The sequence below is a fragment of the Proteus sp. CA142267 genome (assembly GCF_003336825.1).
Taxonomy (GTDB): domain Bacteria; phylum Pseudomonadota; class Gammaproteobacteria; order Enterobacterales; family Enterobacteriaceae; genus Proteus; species Proteus terrae.
Window position 1 is genome coordinate 213031 of sequence record NZ_QPMG01000004.1, and the last position, 24935, is coordinate 237965.

Consider the following 24935-nt stretch of genomic DNA (forward strand, 5'->3'; position numbering starts at 1 on the left):
GATAGGGATCAATTTCACCCAACTCTTCAGAAAGTTGATAAGCAAAATAGAGTAATGGGCTATCCGTTAGTTTTTTTTTGTCTCGTCTAACGTGCCAATGGAGTGTTGCTTCACGACGTTAATCGCTTCGATGAGGATCGCGTTATCATGGACGTTAACCAATTCTTCTGGTTTGGGTAGTAACGATTTACTTATCGGTTTACCTTCATCATCAACCAAGCAATTCAGCAACATACCTACGTTACGTAATGATGCCTCACGTAATTTGCCATATTGATTTAATTCAGAAACCTCAAGTTCCAAATTCATCAACTCGTTAGCCGTCATACGACGAATGTTTACCTTTACTCCACATAGAATATCGACTTCGATAATTTGAGGTTTCGCTGTAAGTAAAGAGGCTTTTAATCCTTTCATTAACCCTGATCTCCTGTTGATGTTGCAGAAGAAGTTCCCCATACAAGGTTATTTTGTTTTCCTTTTACGGTGATCTGGATGGCTTCATTAGCAGGCGCTGAGATGTCATTTAATTCCCAGCCTGACAATGAAAGGATCATGGTTGCGGTACGTTTATTAGGAAGCTCGCAGTAAAACTGCACCGTTTCACGCTTTTCTGCTGCATTCAAGAACGCAACAAAGTTTTCATTTTCTGGATCATCAATGAAGCCTAACGACTTTTCAGGTCCTTCCGGTAAGTCAGAAATAAATTGTTTGTTTTTATCGATGAGTGTCGTGACGTCAACAAAGCTCCCTGATTGTCCTGTGGCACCTAATGCCTTACAGTTAACCAGTGGCTTCATTTGTTCAACGGTATCACCCGCTTTACCAAATTTCACAATAGTGCCGGCGGGAAGCATGGCGTATTCTGGCGATGTTTTTTGATCTGCCATTATTTTTACTCCTAAGTATATAAAGAAAGGGCATGGCGAATATGCTCAGTTAAGGTATTGAGCACCGCACGTTGGTTGTAATCGAGGGCTGGACGAATAAAAGGACGGGCAACTTGTTTGATGGTGCCAAACTCTTGGGCACGCGCTTTCATATAATGAGGTTTTGTCGGTCCTACGGTGACCATGACAGCCCCATTCGTGTTTTTTACTCGTGTCGTTTTGATGGTGATATTGTCTCGCATATGAGGTTCAGTGCTTTTTGCATCAAACCCTGCATGTGTTTCCATATCCTCTTTCACGACTTGCATGGCTTCTCGCCCTGCATCGCGTAATATCTTGGTTTTTAATTCAATGTCTAACTGCTTTAATTTCCGACCTAATTCATCCAACCCTGTCACGCTAAGGTTGGTTATCACGTTGCATCCTCAGGGTAGGTGATAATAAAATCACGATAAATACGGTAAATTTTACGGTTCTCCGTTTGCTCAATCATGTCCTGCAGAAAATTGCCTCGCTGAACAGTTTGGACGGGGTAGTTGCCAATATAACCATGTTGGATGGACTCCCACTCACGACAGAGAGTCGATTCCAGTTTTAAGGCTTTTGGATAGTCATCAGGTATTTGAATAACGATTTGGAAACGGGCTTGAACCAGTGATGTACGGGCTAATCCAGAGTCTATCTTTGGATCACTAATCCGTTGATAGATGACCCCTTCTAATTTATCGGAGGGGAGTTTTAACGGATAAGCTAACAACCCCGTAATACGCTCCAGATCGGCTTTAATATCAACTTCTATCATGTTGGATATTCGCCTCCGTGGTAATAATGGTCCTATCAGCCTGATTTCGGTCAACAGCGCGTACAGTAAATAGTCGCCCCTGATAGCCCACCAACCACCCCATATCAACATCAGAACGAGGTCGAACAGTGAAATGATAGGTTTCAATTACCTGATCTTGGTCTGCGGTACGAATCTTACGGCTCGACATCGATTCGGCTTTAGCCCATACCTCAGCCACTTTTTTTGAAACGACTTTTTCACTCCCTAAATCATCACGTTCTGTAACATAGTGAGAAAGGGAAATACGTTTGTTGAGTTCACCGGCTTTCATCATTCCTCACAAATTAATATGACGATAGGGATCGAGCAGTAATTTAAATCCCGCTGGTAATATAGCTGTTTCTCTATTTTCATAGAAATTACCAACGGCCAGCATAAGCGCTAATTCAATATCATCAGTGATTAATAAACCGTCAGGATCTTCCTCTGGTATATTTTCTTCATAAAGATGTCGATTGATATATCCTTCAGCTCGTTGTTTTGCCGCCATCAGATAAGTTTTTAGCAGTTCATCTTCGAAGGTATTATCTTCATCTAGCCGGCATTGTTGCTTTAATTTTTCCAGTGTGGGTAGTGGCATAAATCCCCCAATACCTGCGACCATCCTGATCGCAGGCACAAAAAAACCGCAATTAAGCGGTATATATGAAACTGAGATACATAAACTCAGATTATTTAGTGGCTCCAGCTTTCAGTAACTTCACCGCATTACTGTCAACCAACATAGAGCCAACGCGTTTCGTCGTATAGAAATGGACAAACGGTTTGTTGGTGTATGGGTCACGTAACATACGAACACCAATACGATCAAGAATCGTGTAACAGCGGTTAAAATTACCAAAAGCAATCGGCACAGCGTCAGCAGAGACATCAGCAAATTGCTCATTTTCTGCAATGCCATACCCTAATAATGCAGAAGGTTGCCCTAATTGCAGACCGGGTTGCCACAAATAATTACCTTGAGCATCTTTCAGTGTGCGAACTTGAAATAATGTATTGTTATTCATCATAAATTTAGCACCTGTACGATAAACCTTTCGCATGGTGTAAATCAATTTCATGACTTCATCCGCAGTGATTTCTGTCGGTTTTTTCAATAACAAATGCTGTAACTTACCCCACTCACGTTCTTTATCGCCTTTATCGTCACTGCCGTATGCCAACAGACCTTTAGGCTTTTTAATACCGTCACCGTGGGTAAATACCGCTTCTTCCTGCTCCGCAAATTCTGTGGCTAACTCACTGGTGATGAATTGCTCAACATTAAAAAAGGCATCATCAAGCATAGTTTGAGTAGCAGCAGGGTTGCCGTAAATTTCTCCCCATACAGGCTCAATAGAGGCGAGTTTTGATGTGTTGGTTTCAGGGCGTTTGTCCACTTCCCCAACCCAACCACTATTTGTGCCACCTTGATTAATAAGGCGTTTAAACTTTTCTGTGCCAACCGTAATCACATTACACTCTTGGCGCATAACCACTTCATCACGCAATGCCGTAATGATATTACGATCCAATTCTTCGGGTACAGCATAACCGCCGTCAGGATCTGAACCGACCTGCATTGCTTTACGTTCTAATTCCGCAAGCCCATCATCGGTACCTTTACGCACAAATAATTCAAACGCAGTTTTATGCTCAGAGACATCTTTATTCGTCACGTTGCCATCTGGACGTTTTACCGAAGCAAGTTCCGCTTCTAAATTGCTTTTTAATTCATCCAGCTCTGATAATTTGCTATTTAAGGTATCAACCGTTTCTGATAACTTACTTTTTTCAGCTTCAATCGCATTGATGCGTTTATCATTCGACTTTTTAAATTCGTCAAACTGACCTTTTAATTCCTGCGCAACTTCACTGACGTCTTTATGATCAATAGCCATAATTTTTCCTTTATTATTTAAAAATAGATTTCAATGTTTCTAATGCTTCTTGCTCAACATCACGCAGAGAAAGTGCATCGTAGCCTTTGGCCATAAAAGCCTTGGCTTGTGTTCGCGAAAGCCCAACATCGCGCAGGACTCGCTCAATACTTTTTTGTGTGGGTAATTCACCACGAGCAAATGCTGACTTCACATCACTGACTCGCGCTTCATCATTGGAAGGAAATGTCACTAAGCTGACTTCCCATAGGTCGATTTCTTTCAGTAGAAAGGCATCTTTACTGCGGTCATATTCATAATCTTTAAGAATGTAACCAATAGAAAGGCCGGAGAGTGATCCGGCCTTCATATGAGCATGTGCACGTTTAGATAACGGGTCGTCATCAATTAACAGACGACCTTTTACATAGAGTCCGGTGCTGTCTTCTCGCATCTCGGTATAAATACCAATAGGCTCAGCCATTTGGTGTTGCCAAAGTAAGGCGGGTAATGAACCTTTTTCTTTCCACTGACTCAGGGAATTAAGAAAAGCCCCCGGCATCACAATATCGGCATAACTGTCTTTTACCCCGAAAACGGAGCCGTAGCCTTCAAACTCGCCAGAGTCACTAACAGACTTAATTTTCAATGGCACATCAAGCCGTTGTTTGGTCGTCATCGGCATGCGCTTTCTCCTCTTGTTTTTGGGTTTCTGGTTTAGTGGTCATGTTCATCGGTGTGAGATAAATATCACCACCCTCACGAGGATTTAACTCTTCGAGTTCACGACATTCATTAGGCGAATAAATCCCCCAGTTAATGCCTGTTGAGTAGGCTTCAAATCGCGATTTCATATCACCACGTAATAAAGCGCCAGTATTAAATTTGGCATAAAAAGTCCCTTGCTTACTGGCTTTTACTAGCCCTGCATTAATACGTTGCTCTATACGAATAAGGTAGGGAACAAGTGAGTAGTTAATAAAACCAATACCCAAGTTTTCAATGTTATTGAATGTGGCGCGATCGGTGTTTTGCACCATGTGAAGGGGAACACGAAAAATACGGCAAATTTCCTCTAACTGAAACTTTCGTGTTTCAAGAAATTGCGCATCTTCAGCCGATAAACTGATTTGTTGCCACTTCAACCCCATTTCTAAAATCATCGGTTTGTGTGCATTGGCTAACCCTTGGTGCCGTTCACCGAAGTCAGATTTCAGTCTTTCGTAAGCATCATCTTTTAGATATTGATCCGTTTGTAATACACCACTTGTCACCGCACCGTTTCCAAATAAACGCGAACCATGCTCTTCGGTGGCTAATCCTAAACCAATGGCTTGACGTGCATAGGCGATTGGACTTAATCCCACTAAACCATCAAGAGTAAAAATCCGCACATGCCAGATTTCTTGCTGTGTCAGTGTTTCACTTTTACCATTTGGAAATGTCACCTGATACTCAGGCTCCCATTGGCTATTTAATTTTGGCGTGACACAACTAGGATCGAGAGGTAGTAATTCAACCACTTCGCCTAAGGCGTACACCTTATAAGCATAAAAATTCCCCCTTAAACACAAACAGGCAATTAATAGTTCCCAAAGCTCTTGTGGTGTCATGTAATTATTGGGCTTAACCGCCAGTAATTTGTGTAACCGTTCTTTGGTGGCGCGTTTATTTCCTCTTTCTAATTGTTCATATAAAGAGCATGGTAACATCCCTACCGATTCTGCAAGAACACGAATACAACTAAATACAGAAGTCAGTTGCATAGCGAGTTGTGTACTCACTCTTCGACCAGAATAAGTGTCATAAGACAATCCAATTAACTCACTCAGTTCTGATGAGGTCATCTCTTTCTGAGATTTCTGAAATAACCCAGGGAAAAACATTATTCCTCCTTGTTATTTCTAGGTTGTCCAAGCGCTCTTGAAACAAGGTATGACCATAAAAGGCACAATAAACCCGCGCAAATATAGCCCATCGGTAGGTAGATTAACCAAGCGCCCCATGACAACAAAAAGGCACCCGCAATCCCAACCAATAAGGCTGTTATTGTTAAAAATTTCATTAAATTTCCTTAGAGAGAGCGTAAGCCTCGAGAAGCGAGGACATCAGAGAGGTTTTGTTCCTGATCTCCACCATTCACCAATAATCGACTCATACCCGTAAATAGTGCAACAGGGCCGTCTATTTTGGCTTCAGGGGTTGATTTATTAGGGAAAATGTTGTCGTTTTTATCCGGTTTAACCGTGACGTTCGACATCATCCAGTTCATAACAGGGTGTTGGCCATGATGAAACTTACCCGCATAAACCAGTGCTTCAATCTCTTTCATGGATTCAGAAAAGTTACGCACCGTTTGAGCAACCTCAACAAGGGGTAGCCCTTCTTCAGCCAGTGATAAACTAAATTGTGTCGCACTCCATGGGTCAAAACCCAGTTCGTTTAAGTTCTCGCCCGTCACCCATTCGATGATTTCTTCTTTAATTTGAGCATGATCGACAACTTCACCATCAGTTAATTCGAGATACCCCATATCAGCCCATTTGCGGTAAAGCTCCGCCATTTGTTTAGAACAACGCTCAAGCCGGTCTTCAGGTAACCAAAACTTAAAATCAGCATGAACATGACCGTTATCGGGCTGTTTCCATACTTTAGCGGCCGCACAAATATCAATTTTATTAGCAAGGTCAACACCGACCCATAACGGATAAGTTTGTAATTCTTGTTTTGATGCGAGTTCAGGAGCACTATCCCACTTCATCATATCCATCCATGAAGATTCAGCAGTGACCCAAATATTCATGTGTTTGGTGAAGAAGTTAATCCGTGCAGAAACCTGCTCTTTGGCTTTCTTGGCTAGACGGCGTAAATCATCCCAGCGCTTACAAACACCGAGACCCGGATTCGCTTTTTGCCATACGGTTTCATTAAAGGGATCATCGTCCTTATCTAAGGTATAAATAATCGCGAAAAACGAGTCATCATCCACTTGGCCACGAAGCACTTTAATACCGTAATCCCGCAGTTCGTAACAAATCCCCTCCTTATTAAAACCCGCAGTGGTGATCCCAAAAAGAAGAGACTGCAGACGCGCACCGGTAGCGGTTTCTAATACATCCCATACATCACGAGTTTTGTGTGCATGCAATTCATCAACAATACCGCAGTGAATATTTAAACCATCGAGGTTATTGGCATCACTGGAAAGCGGTTCAAACTTAGAGGCAGTTTCTTCTTGATAAATAGCGAGTTTATTAAACTCAAATAAACGACCTAGTGTCGCTTTGGACTTCTTCAGCATGTTCTTCGCATCTTCAAATACGATACGAGCCTGATCACGTGTCGTTGCTGCAGAGTAAACTTCGGCACCGCCCTCACCATCAGCGCCGGTCATATAAAGCCCAATACCTGATGACAATGTGGATTTTGCATTTTTACGTGCAACTTCGTTGTAAGCTGTGCGAAAACGACGGACAAAGACAACATCACCATCTTCATCTATAACTTCTTTACCCGTTTGTTCATCAATTAACGGAATAACAAAGCCAAAAATATTAATTAAGATAAAAATATGCCAAGGCATTAAATCAATGGGCTTACCGGCCAATGCCCCTTTGACATGAGGAATAAAATTGTAAAAATCGAGTATGTGCTGTGCGCGATCTTCAATGAAATAGATGCCACGCTCAGGCCCATTCTCTAAATCATTCAAAAACCGTTGGCACGCTAAACGTACCAATTCGCACGCAACAATTTCTCCAGCAACCACCTGTTCGGCGTACTGAATTCCATCTGCTACGATTGCCATTCATCATTTGCGCTTTTTCAAAAATGCCTCAAAAGGATCTTCTTCGGCTGGAGTGTTCATCGTGACTTTTGCTCGAGAAGCGGGAGTCATACCAAATTCACTTAACATGGCGCGAATACGTTTCCATGCGTCTGCCTTCATTGCAGCGGATGGATGCGCCTTTATCATCAATCCACTTTCTGTATTGTTTTTGTAGGTATAGCCTTCTTCATCGAGAACATCACAATGATGTCGATATTCAGTGTAAGCTTCGACGAGTAACTCCAATGCCTTGGCATCCATCTGACTCATGACACCCATTGCATCAAGTTCTTCAGCAATACGCTTGAACCAATACTTACCTTGCTTAGTGAAATGCTTCGGAGTTGGGGGTACCCCTTTTGGCGGTTTTGGCTCTTTTTTATTAATCGGTCGTTTTGATGGGTTCCCCCTCACCAATTGCAGATGTGACGGGGTTTTAGGCGGTCCAGCCATAATAGAAATCTCCTATCAATAATCGCTTGGGGTTCCCCAAAAAAAGTTTTCTAACCTGCGGTGATGTGAAAAGAGGTAAGGGGGCGGTCCTAGGTGGCGAGAGTGGTAGGGATTTGACCCGCCCCTCCCCTATGAGGAATGGCACTGTTATCCTTGACCAAGATTACCTTTCATCTGCTGTTCTGCACCGATATAGCCCACAGCAAGCAATGCTTCACCATCAGGGTATTTAGTCAGTAACTTTTTTATTTCAGTAATACAATGTTCAACCTTCACTTTGCTTTGTTCGGGAAGTTCAGCAACCAACCCTTTAAACATAAGTAAGGTCTGCTCATCTTGCGTCATTTTATTCTTTCCTTTGCTGTCTTAGCTCTATGACAGGACCAGCACAGGCTTTGCAGGTTACTATCATCATCGGTACCCCCATGTGCTTTGGCAATGATATGGTCCACTGTTTTCGCTTCGGTGGCTCGTCCTGATCTTAGGCATTCTTGACAGAGATACTTATCACGCTTGAGTATACGTGCTCGTAACTTATCCCATTGGGTACCATAACCACGTTGATGACGAGACTTACCGCGCTGGTGGGTTTCCCATCCTAAGTTCTGATGTTCTTCACAGTAACCGTTACGTTCTGTTGTTGTCTTGGCGCATCCCTGTTTACGACATGCGCGAGGTATGCGAGGTGGCATGTTATCTCCTATAATTTAAAGGGCAGATATTTGCCATTTTAAAGAGGAGGATAATCCCCTTTGATTTTAAAGGCGGGATTTCCCGACTTTACTTCTGACTGCACCACGTTCTGTTATTTAGTTCATTCATAACTTGAGGCACATTTGGTGTTTAACTTTTATTTTTGTATTAACTCAATAATGCCAGCTACATAACACCTAACAGGTTCAGTAACATAGATTCAAATGATTAACATAAAACAAAATATTTAATAACATTAAAATAGTATTTCTCCTTTCTTTGATTATACTAAAAGAATATCTCTCCCCCCTATTACTTTGTGGTTCGTTAGTTTTGCCCATGTATGTGGGCTTTTTTTTACTTAAATTTAATTTACGGAGAAGTATTTTTTTATTCTTACACTTTGTTACTTTATTTAATATTTTTCTAATGTAGTATTTGTACTCACACTTTGATTGATTATTTTTCATGCCTTTTTGTGTTTGGCCCTTTAGGGCCTTTTTTTTAACCATACTCCGCTGATGAAGAGATCTGGTAACTACCTACTAAATAATTTCCTAAATAGCGCTCTATTAGTAATTGCCCTATTAATTCAGTCTCTGCCCAGTTTACCCCTGTATAGTCATCTTGTTTTATGTCAATTAATTAAAATTAGATAATTAACAACAGTAAACTGGTATATACACTTATTTAATCTATACTAAACAAACATCGCTATACTTTGATTGACATCTTGTTAGTTTGCCCATGCTTAATGCTGGGCTTTTTTTATTCTAAGTATTCCATATCTTTATTGTGATTAACTTCACACAAATAATAAATTCCATTACTTTTCCATTATCACATAAAACTAATTTAATATTTCTACTAAGATTAACAATAGCTAAGGTCAAAAACCTATTTTTCATTTATTACATTTACCTAATAGAGCTTACTCTAATGGATAAAATTTATATTTCATCGTCTAACATCATCTCTGTTGCTTACGATTACCACAGTAAAACATTAGCAATTAATTTCAAATGTGGGGAAAAACATCAGTATAATGAAGTGCCATTTTGCATATATCAAGGATTGATGGCATCAAACTCCAAAGAAGCATTTTATTATTCTATGATTGAACATAAATACCCTTATAGTTAAGTAATCTAATAATTATTATTACACTTAAATTTTATTTCAACATAAACAAAAACATATTATTTGATAACTAATGTAATAAGTTTACGGATTAATTAACAAAGAGAATTCCAGTTAAAATTAAAAGTAATATTTTTATTCTTGTACTATGAGTATATTTAGTTACGTATACTATACTAATTAAAGATTGATATTTTTCAACTTGGTTTATTTTAGCCCTCGTACCCTACGTAGGGCTTTTTTTAGTTCACACACTCCGTCCTAATATAATTCTGCAAATACAAAGTTTGCTGTTCGTTCTCGACTATCATTTCTCTGAGACGTAGATAATCTTGTTCAACTGCTTTGTTAAGTCGTGCGGTGTTTTCATTGCTTCCGCTTTCGGTGGAATTCTTGGTGACTGCTGGACACTCGGCTTTGACATACACCCGCTTAGAGCCATTGCGAATATCATCACGCAACCCATCAATTTCATTCTTTGCACTAGCTAACTCCTGAGTGTATTTAATATCGAGTTGATTTAGTCGCTCTATGCGCACTTGATAGTCAGCATTGATGGCCTTTTGTTCTTCGAGCGTATTAGTAAGTTCTTTGTTGTTTTTTGTCAGCGTGTTAATTTTTTCAGCTTGTGTATTAATTCTTTTCGCTTGTGCATTAATCAGCACGCAGCCACCAGCAACAATACCCACTATCACAATGACAATGTAAAGTTTCCAATGCTTCATAATTAGTACCGATGATGTGAGAGAGCTACCTGACAGCGCTTTTCTAAACTGGCTTTGTCGTTAACACATGAATTATCAATTGAGAGATAAATGCCACCAGCAACAGTGATGAGTAATGCAAGGATAAAGCTGATAATGATGATTAAAGGTTTCCATGACATAGTGCTGACTCCGCATCTCTACGACTGACTAACCCTCTCCATACTTTGCCACCAGCGTAAACCCAGCGTTTCATTTCTTCACAAGCGCCATACTGATCACCTGCATTTAATTTCTTGAGCAACGTAGAACGTGCAAAAGCTGTGGTACCCACATTAAAAGCAAAGGAATATAGAGAGGCTTTGGTTTTATCATCCAGTGATACTTTAACCAGAGCATCAACTTGCTGTTGCGTTCTGATAAAGTCTTTCTGCAGTAATTCATCACATTCTTGCTGTGTGTATGTCTTACCTTGAATGATGTCGTTTCCAGTATGGCCATAACAAACCGTCAGAACACCAGCAACATCACGATAAGGCTCGTAACGCATGCCTTCAAAGTAACCAATCACTGTTAGCGCAATACTTACCGCACCAGCACTCGCAACTGCAGCTACCTTCTGTTTTAGGTTCATTAAATGTCCTTTTTAGCTTTAGTCAGCATCTCGCCAACTATCTTTTCTATGTCTTGCGGATCGCTAGAACAATTTCGATGAACTAATTCAGCAAATAACGCTGTTCGTTTCCGCTGTTCTCGCTGTGTCATAAAGTAAGTTGCTAATCCAAGGAGCATGCTGAATCCCATCCCTATTACAAATCCCCATTCATACAATGAGAGACTTGCAAAAAAGGCAGTTAAGCCAGCCGTTCCGTAGGTAGCATTGGTCAATTTTTCCATGCGCATATACACCCCCTACGGAGTGTCCGTTGATGATTAATGTGAGTAAGTTAAACGTGAAAACATTAAACTTAAGTTAAAGTGATAGGTCAGCCCGATGTAATTAACCGGAGGAATGGCTGATTTACTTCGGTGTGAGAAATTAAATGACAACAAAAAATGTAAATTATAATTTTACCTCTAACGTAAAAACAGAAGAGGAACTATTAGAAGAAATTAGTGTTTTAAAGTTAATAATAACACTTTTAGTCAATAATTTACCAACAGATGATAGGGCGTTACTTATAAAAAATTTGCAAAAATTTCCTAACCAAATAACAAGTAACTACATTAAAAACTTCAAAATAATTGACGAATGATTTCATTATACTTAACAGGCTACAGTGATAGCCTGTTTTAGAAGAAAAAAGCTTATCCTGATAACCTTCTCTATCATGAAACAAATTAATCTCTTTTGTACTTTGCTATAATAACTTCTCTTGATTCAATCATAATATTTCTTAATTCAATTCTTAATTGTTTCACTAACAAACGATCAAGACAGTCCACAAGATCAGCATCTAAGCGGGCGTATTTTTTTAATTCTTGAATTAAATTATTTACATTAATAACAAAAGTTGAAAACTTTGCTTCATATTCATCATGTTTACTTAGTAGTAAAAGTAATTTTTGTACTCCAAACTCAACATCTCTCTCTGATTCATAGGATCTTTTTATTGATCCGATACAGTTTCCTCTACGCAGTTCACAATTTAATTCTATATTTGCAATTAATATTGTTGAATCAGTTACAAACCCAGCCAAAGTGTTGCGAAATTCCATAACCCATTCATCTTTAGCTTTTAATGTATTTTGATATTCCGCTAGTCTATAATTATTTTTTAATGCATACCAAGCAATAAACGATGGAATTAGAGCAGCAAAAAAAGAACTAATCACTGTTTCCCATGAAAAAGATGTTGATACCAATATTTTAGGTAATTCTTCAATTATCACAGATAGAGTATTAGTTATTTGTTCAGTGGAATTAGACATTATTATATCCATTTAAGATTACTATTATTAATTATAAAAGCTATACATTACAGCTAATACCAATATTTACACATTTAACACTTTTATATATTTCAATCAGTATAATACTGTTTACAATAATATTTTTCATCTAAAAGAGAATCTATTTAAATAGTCCTTTATATTCTAACTACCTGATAATTAAATCTGTAAAAGTTACTTACAAATTAATGCTTTTATTTCTTGCTCTGTTTGTTCAAAGCGCTCTTTCTCAAGCTCGACACCTAAAACCTTTCGATTAAGTTTTAGTGCTGCTTTCAGTGTTGCACCTGATCCCATAAAGAAATCAGCAACCAAGTCCCCTTCACAACTGCTAGAGCGAATAATATGTTCCATCATGTCTGATGGTTTTTCACAAGGGTGTTTACCGGGATAGTATTGAACAGGAGGATAAGTCCACACATCGGTGTAAGGAACATCTGCAGTTACAAAGAATGGCCGTCTTAATAAACCATATTCTTTTATTAACTCTTGGTAGTCTTTTTGTAATGTAAATTGCTCTCGTTCTAACTCACTAAAGTGACGAGATAACGGTGATAGTTTTTCTTGTTTATCAGCAATATGTGTAAACAGTGTTTGTAACTTTTTATAATCTTCTTCGCTAGGTAATTGCCACTGACTATTGCTAAACCAGTGGCTACTCATTTGCTTACCCGTAGCCTTATCTATTTCTTTTGCACTCACCTGCAGCGCTAAACGCGCATTTCTAAAATAGTCTATTAGCGGTTTAAATACATTCTGCTTTAGCTCTTTGCATTTTAAAGAAAATTCAGAACCTTTAGCTGTGACTGGCTTTTGATAATGCTCAGCAAAAAGTATTCGTTCTGTTGAAGGAAAAAAAGCGCGTAGACTTTCTTTATTTTGTCGTCGCCATGGTCCTGATGGTTTAGCCCAAATGATATGACTTAATACATTAAATCGCCCACGAACAAGCAATTCGGTATCTGACGCCAATTTAGAACCACAGAATAAATACAAACTGCCATTGGGTTTTAATACCCGCCAAAACTCAGCTAATACCTCATCAAGCCAAGACAGATATTCCTCAACACTATCCCACTGATTATCCCATGTACACGATTTTACTCTAAAGTAAGGTGGATCCGTCGCGATTAAATCAATGCTGTTATCAGGTAATGTTTTTAATACAGAGAGTGCGTCGTCGTTAAATAGTTGCATCAGAAGTCCTTTTCTACACAATAAAAAAGCCTATAACCGTTAAGCCACCAGCTTTATAAATTCTTTATATTTTTTAGGCTGTACGCATATAGCTATTTCCTTGCTTTGCGACAAACCCTGCTATTTCAAACTGAGTTAATAGAAATTCACAATTTTCATTACTTAACCCAGTTTTATTTGAAATTGTTTGTACTGTTTGCCAATCACTTTTTGAGATTGTTTCAAGTACACAACTTGCCTGTGTTGTCATATCACACTGTTTTAACATGATATTTTATACCTTTGGTCAGTTATCGTGCATAACTACACATGTAACTCTGACCAAATAGAACAGCAAGTCTTATCTTCTTTTTAATAACAAAAAACCTGCCGGAGCAGGCCTTATTTCATCAAGATAGTGTTGGAATATGTTTTTCATGAACCGTTTTTAAGTATTTCTCAGCTGATTCGATATTCGCTTGATATTTTAATTGATCGCTAAAAAAGTTCAGTCTTGCTCTTGCATTACTTATAATTTCAGCCCATGTATATACCCACACTTCAACGTTATATTCTGCATCATCATATAGTAGCCCTTTTGCTTTCCCTCTTTGGTTTACTTTTTTCTTTGCGTAGTAATCCATTGAATTTGATATAGCCATAAAGATCCACTTAACTTTTTCATGATGAAAACTCTCATGCTCACTAACTGCTATTGCGTACTTTTCTATTTGAGAAAGAACAGTATCATCTATTTTTTTACTAGGCCTTTTTAGTTCAACGACCAAGATTTCAGTTGTATCATCAGATGGTTTTCTAACCTTAGATAGCATTAAGTCTACTCTTCCTCTTCGTCCATCAGGTAAAAGAACTGAATCATCTTTATTAAACTCATCGCCTTTATCTAATATATTTAGATGCTTTTCTAACAATTGTTCTAACCATATTTCACTTCCAGCTAAATAAAATTCCTCTTTAAAGATCCAAGATTCCTTTTCTAGTATTTTATGTAGATGATCTCTCTCTAAAGTTTTCTTTTTATTTTCGTCATCAAATAATTGGCGTTCTAAGCCATTAAGAAAATCAATCCTGTTTGCCACAATGTTAGACGAACTAATAATTGACGATAGCGTTGTCCGATCTAATAGGTTTGCTAAATCCTGCTGCTCATTTGGTGACAACCCTAGCACTTCATTTATTATCTTTTGTACTGAACTGGGATTCGCCTCTATTGCCTGCTTTAGTAATTTAAAGGTGAATTTTTTCGTTTTTTTATCTGCTTTTGAAAATTTACTTAGATAGGTTTGAACATTAACCGCTAGTATATCAAACACCTTTCTTTCAGATTCTCGAGTTGGGTCAATATAATTATTTTTGTCATATGGATATATACCCTCATCAATCCAGTTTGTAACTACCTTCGCTCTTTTTATCCTTTCTTTTTCGATAAAATATGAACGAGTTGATTCTAAAATAATTTCACGTATGGTGGTCAATTCATTGCTGATATCTATCTGACTAAGTTGATTGCTTTCATTACAAATAGAGAAATAATCTGATTCTGCAAATACTGTAAACTTGCAATCTACAGCATCAAATTTTTTATCAACCTTCTCTTCATAAAGAGTAAAACCGTTACCACAACAGTAATTTATTTGTTTACCTGCTTTAACATTTTTTTTCCATTCAACTATATATAGTTTAAGTTGTATGGTTAAGTCTTCATTAATAAAGCAGTCACCTAGATTTTTTTCTGTAACCCTCTCTTGAACTAACTCTGGACTTATAACTTCATTATTCAATGTTAGTTTTTTATTTTTATATTTTGAAAGGTAAAGAAAAAATATCTCAGCTAATTTTATATCAGAGGATTTCAGTAATATCGATGAATCTTTACTTACATTTGAGATGCTAACATTAGTTCCATTATGTCTCATTCCATTTGTTTTTTTTACATTGAATGTCAGTAAGTTATTAGCATTAGCTTCTATATTAAAGCATCCAACTTCCTCACTAAAACTGGACCATGTAACTTTCTCTCCCAACGAAAAGGCCTTGAATCTTCCCTGACCATTCTCACCATGCAAGTATTCATATCCTTGAGTTTTTTTTGCTGACTTCTTCCAAGATCCACCCAAACTACCAAATAATTGGTCTATTTTTTCGTGAGATATCCCAATTCCATCATCTTCTATCAATATCTCATCTATTCCACCAAGCTCACCTTCATATATATTTATTTTAATATTTTCTGCTTTCGCATCAAAACCGTTCCATACCAACTCAGCAAGTGCCTTTATTGGTGTTTCTTTGGCTATTTTCTTTAGATGTTCTGATGTGGTTTCCACTCTTATAGTCTGCATTTTGAGACCTTTAAAAAACATTAACATTAATAATATAATAACAAGTAATATTAAAGGTCGTTATCTGTTGATTTACACAGGGATGATTACTGTTTATTTGTACAGTATAAGTTTATTTCATATCTAGTAAATTCGATTTCACCTATCAATACAAAAAACCTCAGTTAAGAGGCGTGGTAAAATTCAGGTAACAAAAAACCCCGCTGGAGCGAGGTTTCATTCTATAAGTTAGGTGACAACGTATTCACTCTTATCACATTAGCACCCAAAATTCGTAACGAAAAGCATTTAACTATCAATTGTTATTTTATTTGTCCATTCATCCATTTCTAAAACTGCACCAGTCATAATTAAACAAGCATCAATAAAGGTTTCAGCTATCATGAGCTTTTGCCTAATTTTCCCCTCAGAGCACTTCATATCCCTTGCGATTGCTGATTTTGAAATATTCTTTATATAATGTTTTTCTATCAAATCGTATTCGTCTTTTCTTCCTACTTTTATTAATTGGCCAACCGCTGAATCAATAATTATCCCATCATCATCACAGCAAGAAACACGACTTTTGTTTGTACTCGGGAGCAATCCCTTAAACCCTGCTGCTATTGAGGAGTAATCCACACTATTACCCTCATTTGCTGACCACGCTCCCCAACGTAATAAAACTTCCTGTATATCTCTCATGCCTAATACTCCTCGTGCCGTACACACGTTAAATAAATGCACCGATACCTAATGAACGGTTTAAAAAATAAAATAACAATTCGACTTGATTGCCATGAGTGGCTTCCCATAGTTTGGGGTCACGATGTAACTCGTCATGGTGAATGCGGCATAATGGAATAGTGAATAAGTCGTGAGCCTTAGTACCCATACCACCCATACCATGACCTATGATGTGGTGCGGATCATCAGCCTGTTGCCCACACACGCAACACGGTTGAGTTTTCACCCATTGGAGCCAGTTGATATTTTCCCAACGTTGCATTTTTGGTTTAAGAAGAAATGACGCTGGTGGCTCTGGATCTATAACAACTTTAATAACCGGCTTTATCGCATCTAGACGCTCATTCATTACAGATAATGCGGTTACGTTGCTTGGAATAATATCTGCCTCAGGAAAACCACCGTGAACTCTGCGTTCTTCTTGTTTATCTGACCAATTTAAAATCTGGCGTAATATTGCTTCGGGTAATTCATCAACCAAGCTATGCATTACTGCAAATGAGAAAAAATCAGGTATCGTTAGCTGGTGGCCACTATCTAATCTCAACCGAAAACGAATAGTATCTAACATCCAATTAATACGATTTTTATGAGCTAATTCAGCAACCCACCCTGCAGATGAATGACGAATATGGTTATCATGATGCCAACAGGTGCGGATCACGCCTGCCTCGTGAAAGGTCGTCACTAACTCATGGTGATGATAATTATCTTCATCGTTATCAATCTGACAGCATTGAATATGACGGATAACCCACGTATCCATCGGTGATACTTTATCGATGGTGTGGATCACTTTTTTGTTATTGAGAAATTGGACGATGTGCTTATTGTTTAAAATTGGCTGTTCATCACCTGTTAATGCACCTGAGGGCAACACATCTAAGCTTTTTGGCACATCACTGATGATCACACGGTGGTGCTTCTTAAATTGCTCGAGTAACTCAGCGCCTGGTTTAAGTAATACAACACCCAGTTCAGGTTGAATGTAGGGAGTTAATAATAATTTCATGCACTCACCTGTTTATTCAGCATCACCATGCGGATCAGCTCATCCGTTTTACTCTCAAAGAAATGCGGTTGGGTTTCGCGAGGATTATTAGGACTGGTCATGTTCTTCCCAAACGGACAGCCTCTAGCAGTAGCAATAGGCGCTCCTGTGATCACAGGAGCGGTCGAAATTTCATCAATAACAATTAATCCATTCATGTTATTTCTCTCCACTTTTACTCGTGACCGTACATCACTCTTTTACTATGCTGACGAATGGTTATTTCAAGCTTCCCGCCTTTAATAACGTCCATCCATTCAACATCCATTTTTTTAATCTGTTTATCATCGCCCCATACACCCGCATGAGTAAGCGCATCAAAAGGTGCTTTTAAGAAATTATCAATATCTCTAGCTTGCTTAGTTGGTGGATATAATTTCACTGAAACAAATCACTCTCAATAGCTTTAGGTCTACGCTTTAATTGTTCATAGACTGCTGCAATCGCATTTGCTCTAAAGGCTCGCCCTTTTGCACTAACTAAGGTTCCTCTCTTTGTGTTTCTCCAATAGGTGTTCACACTAGGTGGAAATGGCAATGTGAGCATGAGTTCAGGCATAAGTCCCCCATAAGCCAATCAGTAATGTCACTACAAACCAAAACCCAACAAACAAAATGTATTTAGTTAGCATTACTGAACCTCCTGCGACATTTCAGTCGCTTGTTTCCAAATGCTGTTCCATGCTTGACGACCAGAAAACTCACTCATACGGCGAATACCTGTCTTACCCGCTAATTCAAGTGCGATCTCTTCAATACGGTTTTGAGGTTTAGAACGAGAACCAATCAGGCGTGAGAATGCGCTGTCACGTTCAACGGTATCAACTTGAACCTTTGGCTCATCCTTTGGCTTTTGGCTACGAACGATCAGCTCATCAAAGTGTTTACGTAATTTACGAGGGCTTAAAATGTTTTGGTGCCAGAATGAATCTTTGTTGGCCCAATCGAACAAGGCACAAATTTGCTCATGGGTACGTCCATCGATTTGACGCATCAAACGAATATCGTTCGCCCAGTCATACCAAGTAGGCTCTAGCGCGGATGGATTCAGTTTTTTAACACGACCAAACATCCATTTTGCTGTTTTCAAATCACCTTCATCACCCCATTTTTGGAAGTTAGCGCTGTAAATCACGGCTTCGGGATAACGAGTTAAAAAATCATTTTTAGGCTGGTCGCTGGATTCGCCAGAATTCTGCGACGAATGATCTGTTTCTGTTGTACTCTCTGAAGTAATCTCTGTTGTATTCTCTGTAAGAACAGGCCATTTTGACCCGTTCAGAACAGCGCATTTTGAACTGTTTGAAGGTTTCAATTTGCGCTTATCGATAAGGTCATTTTGAACTGTTCGATTAGATGAGTTATCACCATTCGATTGGGTCATATTGACCTCATCGGTCAGCAAGTGGTGATCGTAATTAATCGCATAATAATTAGTACGGTCATGGTTCGATTTATTGATTTGTTCGATGCGTAAAACGCCCTGCTTTTTCAAATTAGTAAAAGCACGTTTAATCGTTGATTCAGAGAAAAAAGGAAATTGATTCTTCCACTCTTCGACGGTGTTATAAATCCAGCGCGAGCCGTCATATTCAACACCTGAAGTAGTTTCAGTTAGCCAATATTGAATTTGCTGTAACAGCATCGCCTCATTTAAACCAAGGCGCACCGCTAATTCAGGAATAACGACTAAAGGGCGACTTTTTAGTAATAATAAACTCATCTTGCCACCTCATTACTTAATACGTGTGTACTTCTCTTTAAATCGTTGCAAGGGTTCACATTGCGGATCGTCACAACCATCGAGCATAAAAATGACACGCTGTTTTTCTCTGTCATAACGAACAACATGAACAACGATACCCCTGTGATTTTTGTAGTAGCGATCAAGTTGGTTTGGGTTCTCATTGTTCATTGCCCCGCTCTCCACTTGAAAAATAAAAATCAGCCCATGCCTTTTTAAGCGACTGTCTATCTACCAAACCTGTTTTTTGTTGGTAGTTGTTTGGTTGTTCGTCAGACGCTATGATTTCTACATAGCGAAATGACTTACCGTTAGTCAGTGGTAAACAACGGAATTGCTTTTTAGGTATTAAATGCGCTAATCTACTCATGCTAATTTCTCTTCACACAATTGAAATTTGCAAACCGAAGCCAGAGGCCGTACACCTTTGGCTTCACCCTTTCTGGATATAGCCATCTTTAATTTCTCTTTTGATGCAACGAAACAAACGCATTCATAAATGTGCGGATCTGTGAAATTAATCCATCCAGCATCATTTTTATCTTTTGCTCTTCTTCGTTATCAATAACGCCATCAGCCAAGCTATCTTTCATAAATAACGCTAAACGCCCCTGCATTTCGTCAACACCACTACGCAGCGCAAACAATTCCGTCTCATCCAGTTCAGCCGGACTAATTCTGTCAACGAGTAAACGATTTGATTCGCGAGCGACAAATTCAGCAAATAAAACGGTCTTAGAAATATCTTGCATCGCTAACAACTCATTTAAATCAAATGAGCGACAACCGTTTTTCTCATAAAGCTTGTTATTGAATGACGTTAAAGACAGACCCAGTGCTCCAGCCATTGCCTCACGCCCACCAGCTGTTGCCTCACACATTTCTTTCACTACCTGTTTTATTGATTGGTTACTCATTTCCTACCACCATTGATAAATTCTTGTAGTTACAAATTCAGAGAATAAGAAGTAACTTATCTGTGATTGCTGAACTTCTTCGGATATAAAATTTGCATTTCTGTTAATTCACCGTTGAAAAAAGCAACCAGTCGCTCTGCGACCTCTAATGAGGTTTTTTGGGCGCCTCTTTCAATACGGCTAAGATTTCCTACATCAATTTGAACAGCTTCAGCTACTTTACTTAACGTAAGATTTTGCTTTATTCGCAAAGTTCTTAATGGTGTTTGCATTACGCCTCCTAATTTTGCGTTTTAAGCATAATATAACACCAATTCAATTTGCGCAATTTACTTTGCAAATAACGCAAAAAGGATTTGTAATTACGGCATGGAAATAGGAAAAAAAATCAGATCAATCCGCTTAGAGCGGAATATGACAATTGCCGAGCTGGCTAACGCTATTGATAGCGATCCGGGTAATGTGTCTCGTCTTGAAACAGGTAAACAAAAATCGTTTACTGAACAACAATTAAGAAAAATTGCTAACGCACTATCAATATCTTTACTTGATTTATTTTCAGATGGTGATAATCATACTGTATATAAACACAGTGATTTGAATCATGACGTAATAAACGAGGATCTTTATAAAGTGCAACTACTTGATATTAGCGCGAGTGCAGGACCTGGTTGCGTGAGAACAAGTGATGTCATAGATGTCATTCATTCCATTGAATATGATACAGAGCAAGCTAGGTTACTATTTGGTTCTCGCCCTGCGCACTCAGTAAAAGTTATCAATGTTCGTGGTGATAGCATGTCGGGTACAATAGAGCCCGGCGACCTTATTTTTGTTGATATTTCGATAGATTATATTGATGGTGATGGTATTTATGTGTTTTCTTTTGATGGAAACATACACGTAAAACGCCTTCAGATAGTTCCCGATGAAATAATTGTTCTCTCTGATAACCCTAAATATACACAGTGGAAAATAAATAGTTCAAATGAGCATAGATTTTGTGTTCATGGGAAGGTTTTAATCAGCCAAAGCCACGAATATAGACGCCACGCATAACAAAACTATCATTTGCATAAACAGCCTGAACATATTTCAGGCTTTTTTTTGCTTGCTTATTTGTAAATTTCGCAAATTAATATTGCGCAATATGCAAATTTGCATTATTGTTATCTCAGATAGCAAGTTTGTATACAAAGTAAATGATTTTTATGTGTGAAGAGAACGTGTGAAGAGAAACAATGGCTGGCTGAGTCTTAAACCAACACTGGGGGTGTGGTGATAATGTTCTGCTCAGTCAGCCATTTTTATAAAGTTAGTTTTATAACCAAAGAGCGTGGGCGTGAAAAAAAGTAACCAGCCATATCAAACAGCAAAATCAGCATTCTGCGCCTTATGACAATCAATATACGGCGTAGATAGTTTTTATAAAAATCCTTGGGTGTGGGTTATTGAGTTTCGCAAAGTAGACTAAGGAGGCATTTTGACTGTGGATTAGTCACATGGATGTGAGTATGATTCCTGCTTTAAATAAGGAAAAATTATGAATAACTTATATTTAATAGTGGTTAACTCATTAACATGCATTGGTGTCTTGATTGCTTTTTTTACCCTTTGTGTTCAAATTAAAAAAGATAATAAAGTAAAGAAAAGTCAAAATAAAATAACTAAATTAATTATAGAAAATCTAGTAGATGAAATAATTACATTACATATAAATTTGGTTGATTTTAGTGAAAAAATATTAAAATCAAATCATTCTTTCAATATCTATTATAATGACAATGTTGTTCAAATAATTGACGACATCAATGGTGATGAATTTCATTTTGATATTTACTCTAGTATTAATATGCAGTTTTTTAATTTAAATCATTACCTTGATAAAGAATTTATTGAAAAATATGGATTAATAAAAGAATTAGAGAAAAATAAAATTTTACTACACTTTATTTTAACTCATAAAAATCTTATTGATTTTAATGAGAAAAAAGAATTAATTTTATCTATAAAATCAATAGCTGAAAATTCAGTTGTTCGTTTTAATAGAATAAAATCAGATATTTCAATAAATTAATCGTAAAAAAATCAGGTAATATAATGAAACCAATACTTGATATGTGTTGTGGCTCTCGTATGTTTTATTCTGATAAACAGGATGACCGTGTTTTATTTAATGATATTAGAGCCGAAGAACATATTTTATGTGATGGAAGAATTTTAAATATAACACCAGATATTATTTCTGATTTTAAAAATCTTCCATTACCAGATAATACCTTTTATCAGGTGCTATTTGACCCTCCACATTTAATTAAAGTTGGTAAAAATAGCTGGATGTTTAAAAAATACGGTTCGTTAAATAAAGAATCATGGAGAGAAGATTTAAGTAAAGGGTTTAGTGAAGCATTTAGAGTGCTCAGACCCGGAGGAACATTGCTGTTCAAATGGAATGAAACCCAAATACCAGCCAAACAAATATTAGCCTTAACCAATGAAAAACCAACCGTTGTTCAGCGTGTAGGGAAAAATGATAAGACACATTGGATCTCTTTTCTTAAAGAGATTGAATAATTACCACCAGCATTAACTAATATCTATTTAAACTGTGTACGGACAGTGTGGAGAGAAAAATATGCAAATGTTGACTTTAGAGGAGTGGGCGCAAGAAAGATATAAAAGTCGTCCACCAAAGTTAGGAACGCTACAACGATATGCTCGTGGTGGCCTGTTCTACCCACCAGCAAGGAAAGAAGGTGGCATTTGGCGCGTGAGAGAAGATGCCGACCTTGTCGGTAATTTGACATCACCGGTTATCAATAACAACGATAACCCTATTTTACAAAGGATCCTCAAAGATGGCTGCCAGACCTCGTAAAAATAACGTCAATATCCCGAATCTTTACCCATTATTTAGTCGTAAAGCTAACAAGGTTTATTGGCGTTATCGCCATCCTGTAACAGGTAAATATCATGCCCTCGGTGATAATGAAGCCGAGGCGAAAGCAATCGCTATTGAAGCTAACACAAGGTTAGCGGAACAACGCAGCCGACAAGTTATGGCTATTAGTGATCGGGTGGCAAAAATTAAAGGTAAGGAAATCACGGTTAATACTTGGTTAGATAAATACTGGATTATTCAAGAAGAGCGTTTAAAGGAAGGTGATATAAAACCGAATACTTATAAACAAAAAAGGAAGCCGGTAGATTTAATGAGGCAAGCCTTATCCATGAAACCATTACCCGCAGTTGATGCCAGAGATATTGCTGAAATTCTGGATGAATATAAATCTAATGGTCAGCACAGAATGGCACAAGTTATTCGCTCTGTTTTAATTGATGTATTTAAAGAAGCACAACATGCAGGTGAAGTTCCTCCTGGTTATAACCCTGCCCTCGCTACCAAACAGCCAAAGAGAAAAGTAACTCGCCAACGCCTTAATTTTGATGAATGGAAAAAGATATTTGAGATTGCTGATGAACAACATCGTTATGTCGGGAATGCTATGTTGCTTGCACTTATTACAGGCCAACGATTAGGTGATATTTCCGCAATGAAGTTTAGTGATATTTGGGATGATCATTTGCATATCACTCAAGAAAAAACGGGTACTAAATTAGCTATTCCATTATCACTGCGTTCTGAACAATTAAATATGTCATTACGTGATGTTGTTGCCCGTTGTCGAGATCGCGTTATTAGCCCTTATCTTATTCACTACTTTCATACTACTTCACAATCTAAACGTGGTGATCAAGTTACTGCAAATACACTAACGACTAACTTTAAAAAGGCGAGAAATAAAACAGATATTGATTGGGGAGAAGGAACACCTGCAACGTTTCACGAACAACGATCTTTATCTGAAAGGTTATATAGAGCACAAGGTATAAATACTAAAGATTTACTCGGTCATAAGAACCAAATTCAAACAGATAAATACCATGATGATCGAGGAAAAGATTGGATAAAAATCGTGATTTAATTGCTCAAAATTTAGGTGGTTTTGATAATTCGTTTTGATAACTTTTTGATAACCGTTTCAAGATTGACAATAAAAAACGGGAACTAATAAGCTCCCGTTAACTATTTATCAAATCAACAATTACATATGTTTGATAATCGCGTCACCAAACTCGCTACATTTCAGCAGTTTAGCGCCTTCTAACTGACGTTCGAAATCATAAGTTACAGTCTTAGCGGCAATCGCGCCTTCCATACCTTTAATGATTAAGTCAGCGGCTTCTGTCCAACCCATGTGGCGTAACATTATACCCATAATAATTAAGTAACTTATTAAATAAATTATAATTATTGGAGTGATAATTTGTTTTTTATGTGATCTTGGTTTGTATGTAACTGGTTGATTTTTAATTTGGATTGGGGGAGTTTTGGGGAGGATTATTTTAATATCAGAAGCGGTGATACTAGTCTTTTTTACAGTACCAATCATCTTTAGTAAAAACCATCAAAAATATCAATTCTCAAGGAAAATATTAGTATGGATTATTATAATTTAATCTATAAAATAAAAAATTTTCGTTCATATTATGAAAGTATTAAAACTTAAAAGAGGGAAAATCAATTAATCCC

The 24935-nt window shown here is 37.8% G+C and carries 36 protein-coding genes and 2 pseudogenes; 6 read left to right on the plus strand and 32 right to left on the minus strand.

Features of this window, described 5'->3' with window-relative positions; genetic code table 11:
- Window positions 1-66 precede the first annotated feature (66 nt).
- The 18 genes from C0T34_RS09715 to C0T34_RS09805 form a co-directional block, all read right to left on the minus strand.
- Window positions 67-417 carry a phage tail protein gene (locus tag C0T34_RS09715; protein WP_109850075.1) on the minus strand — a complete coding sequence of 117 codons (351 nt, stop codon included), beginning with the start codon at window positions 415-417 and terminating at the stop codon, window positions 67-69.
- The gene (locus C0T34_RS09720; protein WP_006533916.1) at window positions 417-890 is read right to left on the minus strand and encodes a hypothetical protein; all 474 of its coding nucleotides are present in this window, start codon (window positions 888-890) and stop codon (window positions 417-419) included. Before C0T34_RS09720 ends, C0T34_RS09715 begins: the two co-directional genes overlap by 1 nt.
- A gap of 11 nt (window positions 891-901) precedes the next feature.
- Window positions 902-1303 carry an HK97-gp10 family putative phage morphogenesis protein gene (locus C0T34_RS09725; protein ID WP_204100978.1) on the minus strand — a complete coding sequence of 134 codons (402 nt, stop codon included), beginning with the start codon at window positions 1301-1303 and terminating at the stop codon, window positions 902-904.
- Entirely contained in the window at window positions 1303-1692 is a 390-nt protein-coding gene (locus C0T34_RS09730) for a hypothetical protein (protein ID WP_109395809.1), read from the minus strand. Before C0T34_RS09730 ends, C0T34_RS09725 begins: the two co-directional genes overlap by 1 nt.
- Complete coding sequence (locus C0T34_RS09735; RefSeq protein ID WP_109850077.1) at window positions 1679-2005, minus strand: phage head closure protein; 327 nt, start codon at window positions 2003-2005, stop codon at window positions 1679-1681. Before C0T34_RS09735 ends, C0T34_RS09730 begins: the two co-directional genes overlap by 14 nt.
- Before the next feature lie 6 nt (window positions 2006-2011).
- Window positions 2012-2314, minus strand: coding sequence for a head-tail connector protein (locus C0T34_RS09740; RefSeq protein ID WP_071425267.1), 303 nt, complete (start codon window positions 2312-2314; stop codon window positions 2012-2014).
- Window positions 2315-2405: 91 nt separating this feature from the next.
- Window positions 2406-3614 (minus strand): phage major capsid protein, encoded by a 1209-nt coding sequence (locus C0T34_RS09745; RefSeq protein WP_099660118.1) that lies wholly within the window; start codon window positions 3612-3614, stop codon window positions 2406-2408.
- A 13-nt stretch (window positions 3615-3627) separates the two neighbouring features.
- Complete coding sequence (locus tag C0T34_RS09750) at window positions 3628-4272, minus strand: HK97 family phage prohead protease (RefSeq protein ID WP_180273015.1); 645 nt, start codon at window positions 4270-4272, stop codon at window positions 3628-3630.
- Complete coding sequence (locus tag C0T34_RS09755) at window positions 4250-5479, minus strand: phage portal protein (protein WP_023582514.1); 1230 nt, start codon at window positions 5477-5479, stop codon at window positions 4250-4252. Before C0T34_RS09755 ends, C0T34_RS09750 begins: the two co-directional genes overlap by 23 nt.
- Window positions 5479-5658 carry a hypothetical protein gene (locus tag C0T34_RS18315; RefSeq protein WP_088495902.1) on the minus strand — a complete coding sequence of 60 codons (180 nt, stop codon included), beginning with the start codon at window positions 5656-5658 and terminating at the stop codon, window positions 5479-5481. Before C0T34_RS18315 ends, C0T34_RS09755 begins: the two co-directional genes overlap by 1 nt.
- A 9-nt stretch (window positions 5659-5667) precedes the next feature.
- On the minus strand, window positions 5668-7401 hold the full coding sequence (locus C0T34_RS09765; protein WP_109850078.1) for a terminase TerL endonuclease subunit: 1734 nt from the start codon (window positions 7399-7401) through the stop codon (window positions 5668-5670).
- A gap of 3 nt (window positions 7402-7404) precedes the next feature.
- Window positions 7405-7875: a phage terminase small subunit P27 family gene (locus C0T34_RS09770; RefSeq protein ID WP_099660116.1), complete on the minus strand. Its 471-nt coding sequence runs from the start codon at window positions 7873-7875 to the stop codon at window positions 7405-7407.
- A gap of 147 nt (window positions 7876-8022) precedes the next feature.
- On the minus strand, window positions 8023-8220 hold the full coding sequence (locus tag C0T34_RS09775; RefSeq protein ID WP_109850079.1) for a hypothetical protein: 198 nt from the start codon (window positions 8218-8220) through the stop codon (window positions 8023-8025).
- Window positions 8217-8567, minus strand: coding sequence for an HNH endonuclease signature motif containing protein (locus tag C0T34_RS09780; RefSeq protein WP_109850080.1), 351 nt, complete (start codon window positions 8565-8567; stop codon window positions 8217-8219). The genes C0T34_RS09775 and C0T34_RS09780 overlap by 4 nt, the downstream gene beginning before the upstream one ends.
- Before the next feature lie 1383 nt (window positions 8568-9950).
- Window positions 9951-10433 (minus strand): lysis protein, encoded by a 483-nt coding sequence (locus tag C0T34_RS09795; RefSeq protein WP_036904932.1) that lies wholly within the window; start codon window positions 10431-10433, stop codon window positions 9951-9953.
- Between the two features lie 2 nt (window positions 10434-10435).
- On the minus strand, window positions 10436-10594 hold the full coding sequence (locus C0T34_RS18215; protein ID WP_164530183.1) for a hypothetical protein: 159 nt from the start codon (window positions 10592-10594) through the stop codon (window positions 10436-10438).
- The gene (locus C0T34_RS09800) at window positions 10576-11046 is read right to left on the minus strand and encodes a lysozyme (RefSeq protein WP_109850081.1); all 471 of its coding nucleotides are present in this window, start codon (window positions 11044-11046) and stop codon (window positions 10576-10578) included. Before C0T34_RS09800 ends, C0T34_RS18215 begins: the two co-directional genes overlap by 19 nt.
- A complete protein-coding gene (locus tag C0T34_RS09805; RefSeq protein ID WP_036904926.1) occupies window positions 11046-11315 on the minus strand; it encodes a bacteriophage protein in 270 nt (89 codons plus the stop codon). The genes C0T34_RS09800 and C0T34_RS09805 overlap by 1 nt, the downstream gene beginning before the upstream one ends.
- Window positions 11316-11455: 140 nt before the next feature.
- Here C0T34_RS09805 and C0T34_RS09810 point away from each other — a divergent pair, with 140 nt between their 5' ends.
- On the plus strand, window positions 11456-11668 hold the full coding sequence (locus C0T34_RS09810; RefSeq protein WP_109400952.1) for a hypothetical protein: 213 nt from the start codon (window positions 11456-11458) through the stop codon (window positions 11666-11668).
- 85 nt (window positions 11669-11753) lie between these two features.
- On the opposite strand, the gene C0T34_RS09815 is transcribed toward C0T34_RS09810, so the two are convergent.
- The 13 genes and pseudogenes from C0T34_RS09815 to C0T34_RS09875 all read right to left on the minus strand — a co-directional run bounded on the left by C0T34_RS09815 (window position 11754) and on the right by C0T34_RS09875 (window position 20613).
- Entirely contained in the window at window positions 11754-12344 is a 591-nt protein-coding gene (locus tag C0T34_RS09815; protein ID WP_109850082.1) for a hypothetical protein, read from the minus strand.
- Window positions 12345-12539: 195 nt separating this feature from the next.
- Window positions 12540-13562 (minus strand): site-specific DNA-methyltransferase, encoded by a 1023-nt coding sequence (locus C0T34_RS09820; protein ID WP_109850083.1) that lies wholly within the window; start codon window positions 13560-13562, stop codon window positions 12540-12542.
- 73 nt (window positions 13563-13635) lie between these two features.
- The gene (locus tag C0T34_RS09825) at window positions 13636-13830 is read right to left on the minus strand and encodes a hypothetical protein (RefSeq protein WP_109850084.1); all 195 of its coding nucleotides are present in this window, start codon (window positions 13828-13830) and stop codon (window positions 13636-13638) included.
- A gap of 121 nt (window positions 13831-13951) precedes the next feature.
- Window positions 13952-15904: an ATP-binding protein gene (locus C0T34_RS09830; protein WP_162556823.1), complete on the minus strand. Its 1953-nt coding sequence runs from the start codon at window positions 15902-15904 to the stop codon at window positions 13952-13954.
- Window positions 15905-16192: 288 nt separating this feature from the next.
- On the minus strand, window positions 16193-16588 hold the full coding sequence (locus C0T34_RS09835) for an antiterminator Q family protein (RefSeq protein WP_109850086.1): 396 nt from the start codon (window positions 16586-16588) through the stop codon (window positions 16193-16195).
- Between the two features lie 28 nt (window positions 16589-16616).
- Entirely contained in the window at window positions 16617-17642 is a 1026-nt protein-coding gene (locus tag C0T34_RS09840; RefSeq protein ID WP_109850087.1) for a DUF968 domain-containing protein, read from the minus strand.
- Window positions 17639-17773: pseudogene (locus tag C0T34_RS09845) on the minus strand (KilA-N domain-containing protein); the annotation flags it as partial. The gene C0T34_RS09840 and the pseudogene C0T34_RS09845, both read right to left, overlap by 4 nt.
- Window positions 17774-17856: 83 nt before the next feature.
- Window positions 17857-18239, minus strand: a pseudogene (locus tag C0T34_RS09850) (RusA family crossover junction endodeoxyribonuclease).
- 72 nt (window positions 18240-18311) lie between these two features.
- Window positions 18312-19403 carry a replication protein gene (locus C0T34_RS09855; RefSeq protein ID WP_098943303.1) on the minus strand — a complete coding sequence of 364 codons (1092 nt, stop codon included), beginning with the start codon at window positions 19401-19403 and terminating at the stop codon, window positions 18312-18314.
- A gap of 12 nt (window positions 19404-19415) precedes the next feature.
- Window positions 19416-19595 (minus strand): DUF4222 domain-containing protein, encoded by a 180-nt coding sequence (locus C0T34_RS09860; RefSeq protein ID WP_069369408.1) that lies wholly within the window; start codon window positions 19593-19595, stop codon window positions 19416-19418.
- Entirely contained in the window at window positions 19585-19794 is a 210-nt protein-coding gene (locus C0T34_RS09865) for a hypothetical protein (protein ID WP_109850088.1), read from the minus strand. Before C0T34_RS09865 ends, C0T34_RS09860 begins: the two co-directional genes overlap by 11 nt.
- Window positions 19795-19882: 88 nt before the next feature.
- On the minus strand, window positions 19883-20341 hold the full coding sequence (locus C0T34_RS09870) for a YmfL family putative regulatory protein (protein WP_109850089.1): 459 nt from the start codon (window positions 20339-20341) through the stop codon (window positions 19883-19885).
- A 56-nt stretch (window positions 20342-20397) separates the two neighbouring features.
- Window positions 20398-20613, minus strand: coding sequence for a helix-turn-helix transcriptional regulator (locus tag C0T34_RS09875; RefSeq protein WP_109850090.1), 216 nt, complete (start codon window positions 20611-20613; stop codon window positions 20398-20400).
- A gap of 97 nt (window positions 20614-20710) precedes the next feature.
- Here C0T34_RS09875 and C0T34_RS09880 point away from each other — a divergent pair, with 97 nt between their 5' ends.
- The 5 genes from C0T34_RS09880 (at window position 20711) to C0T34_RS09900 (ending at window position 24327) form a co-directional block, all read left to right on the plus strand.
- Window positions 20711-21400 carry a helix-turn-helix transcriptional regulator gene (locus C0T34_RS09880; protein ID WP_109850091.1) on the plus strand — a complete coding sequence of 230 codons (690 nt, stop codon included), beginning with the start codon at window positions 20711-20713 and terminating at the stop codon, window positions 21398-21400.
- Between the two features lie 484 nt (window positions 21401-21884).
- Window positions 21885-22418 (plus strand): hypothetical protein, encoded by a 534-nt coding sequence (locus C0T34_RS09885; protein ID WP_109850092.1) that lies wholly within the window; start codon window positions 21885-21887, stop codon window positions 22416-22418.
- 23 nt (window positions 22419-22441) lie between these two features.
- Window positions 22442-22915, plus strand: coding sequence for a class I SAM-dependent methyltransferase (locus C0T34_RS09890; RefSeq protein WP_109850093.1), 474 nt, complete (start codon window positions 22442-22444; stop codon window positions 22913-22915).
- A gap of 61 nt (window positions 22916-22976) precedes the next feature.
- A complete protein-coding gene (locus C0T34_RS09895; RefSeq protein ID WP_036894694.1) occupies window positions 22977-23219 on the plus strand; it encodes an excisionase in 243 nt (80 codons plus the stop codon).
- Window positions 23200-24327: a site-specific integrase gene (locus C0T34_RS09900; RefSeq protein WP_109850094.1), complete on the plus strand. Its 1128-nt coding sequence runs from the start codon at window positions 23200-23202 to the stop codon at window positions 24325-24327. Before C0T34_RS09895 ends, C0T34_RS09900 begins: the two co-directional genes overlap by 20 nt.
- A gap of 120 nt (window positions 24328-24447) precedes the next feature.
- On the opposite strand, the gene C0T34_RS18410 is transcribed toward C0T34_RS09900, so the two are convergent.
- Window positions 24448-24795 (minus strand): isocitrate/isopropylmalate family dehydrogenase, encoded by a 348-nt coding sequence (locus C0T34_RS18410; RefSeq protein ID WP_272927516.1) that lies wholly within the window; start codon window positions 24793-24795, stop codon window positions 24448-24450.
- Window positions 24796-24935 lie beyond the last annotated feature (140 nt).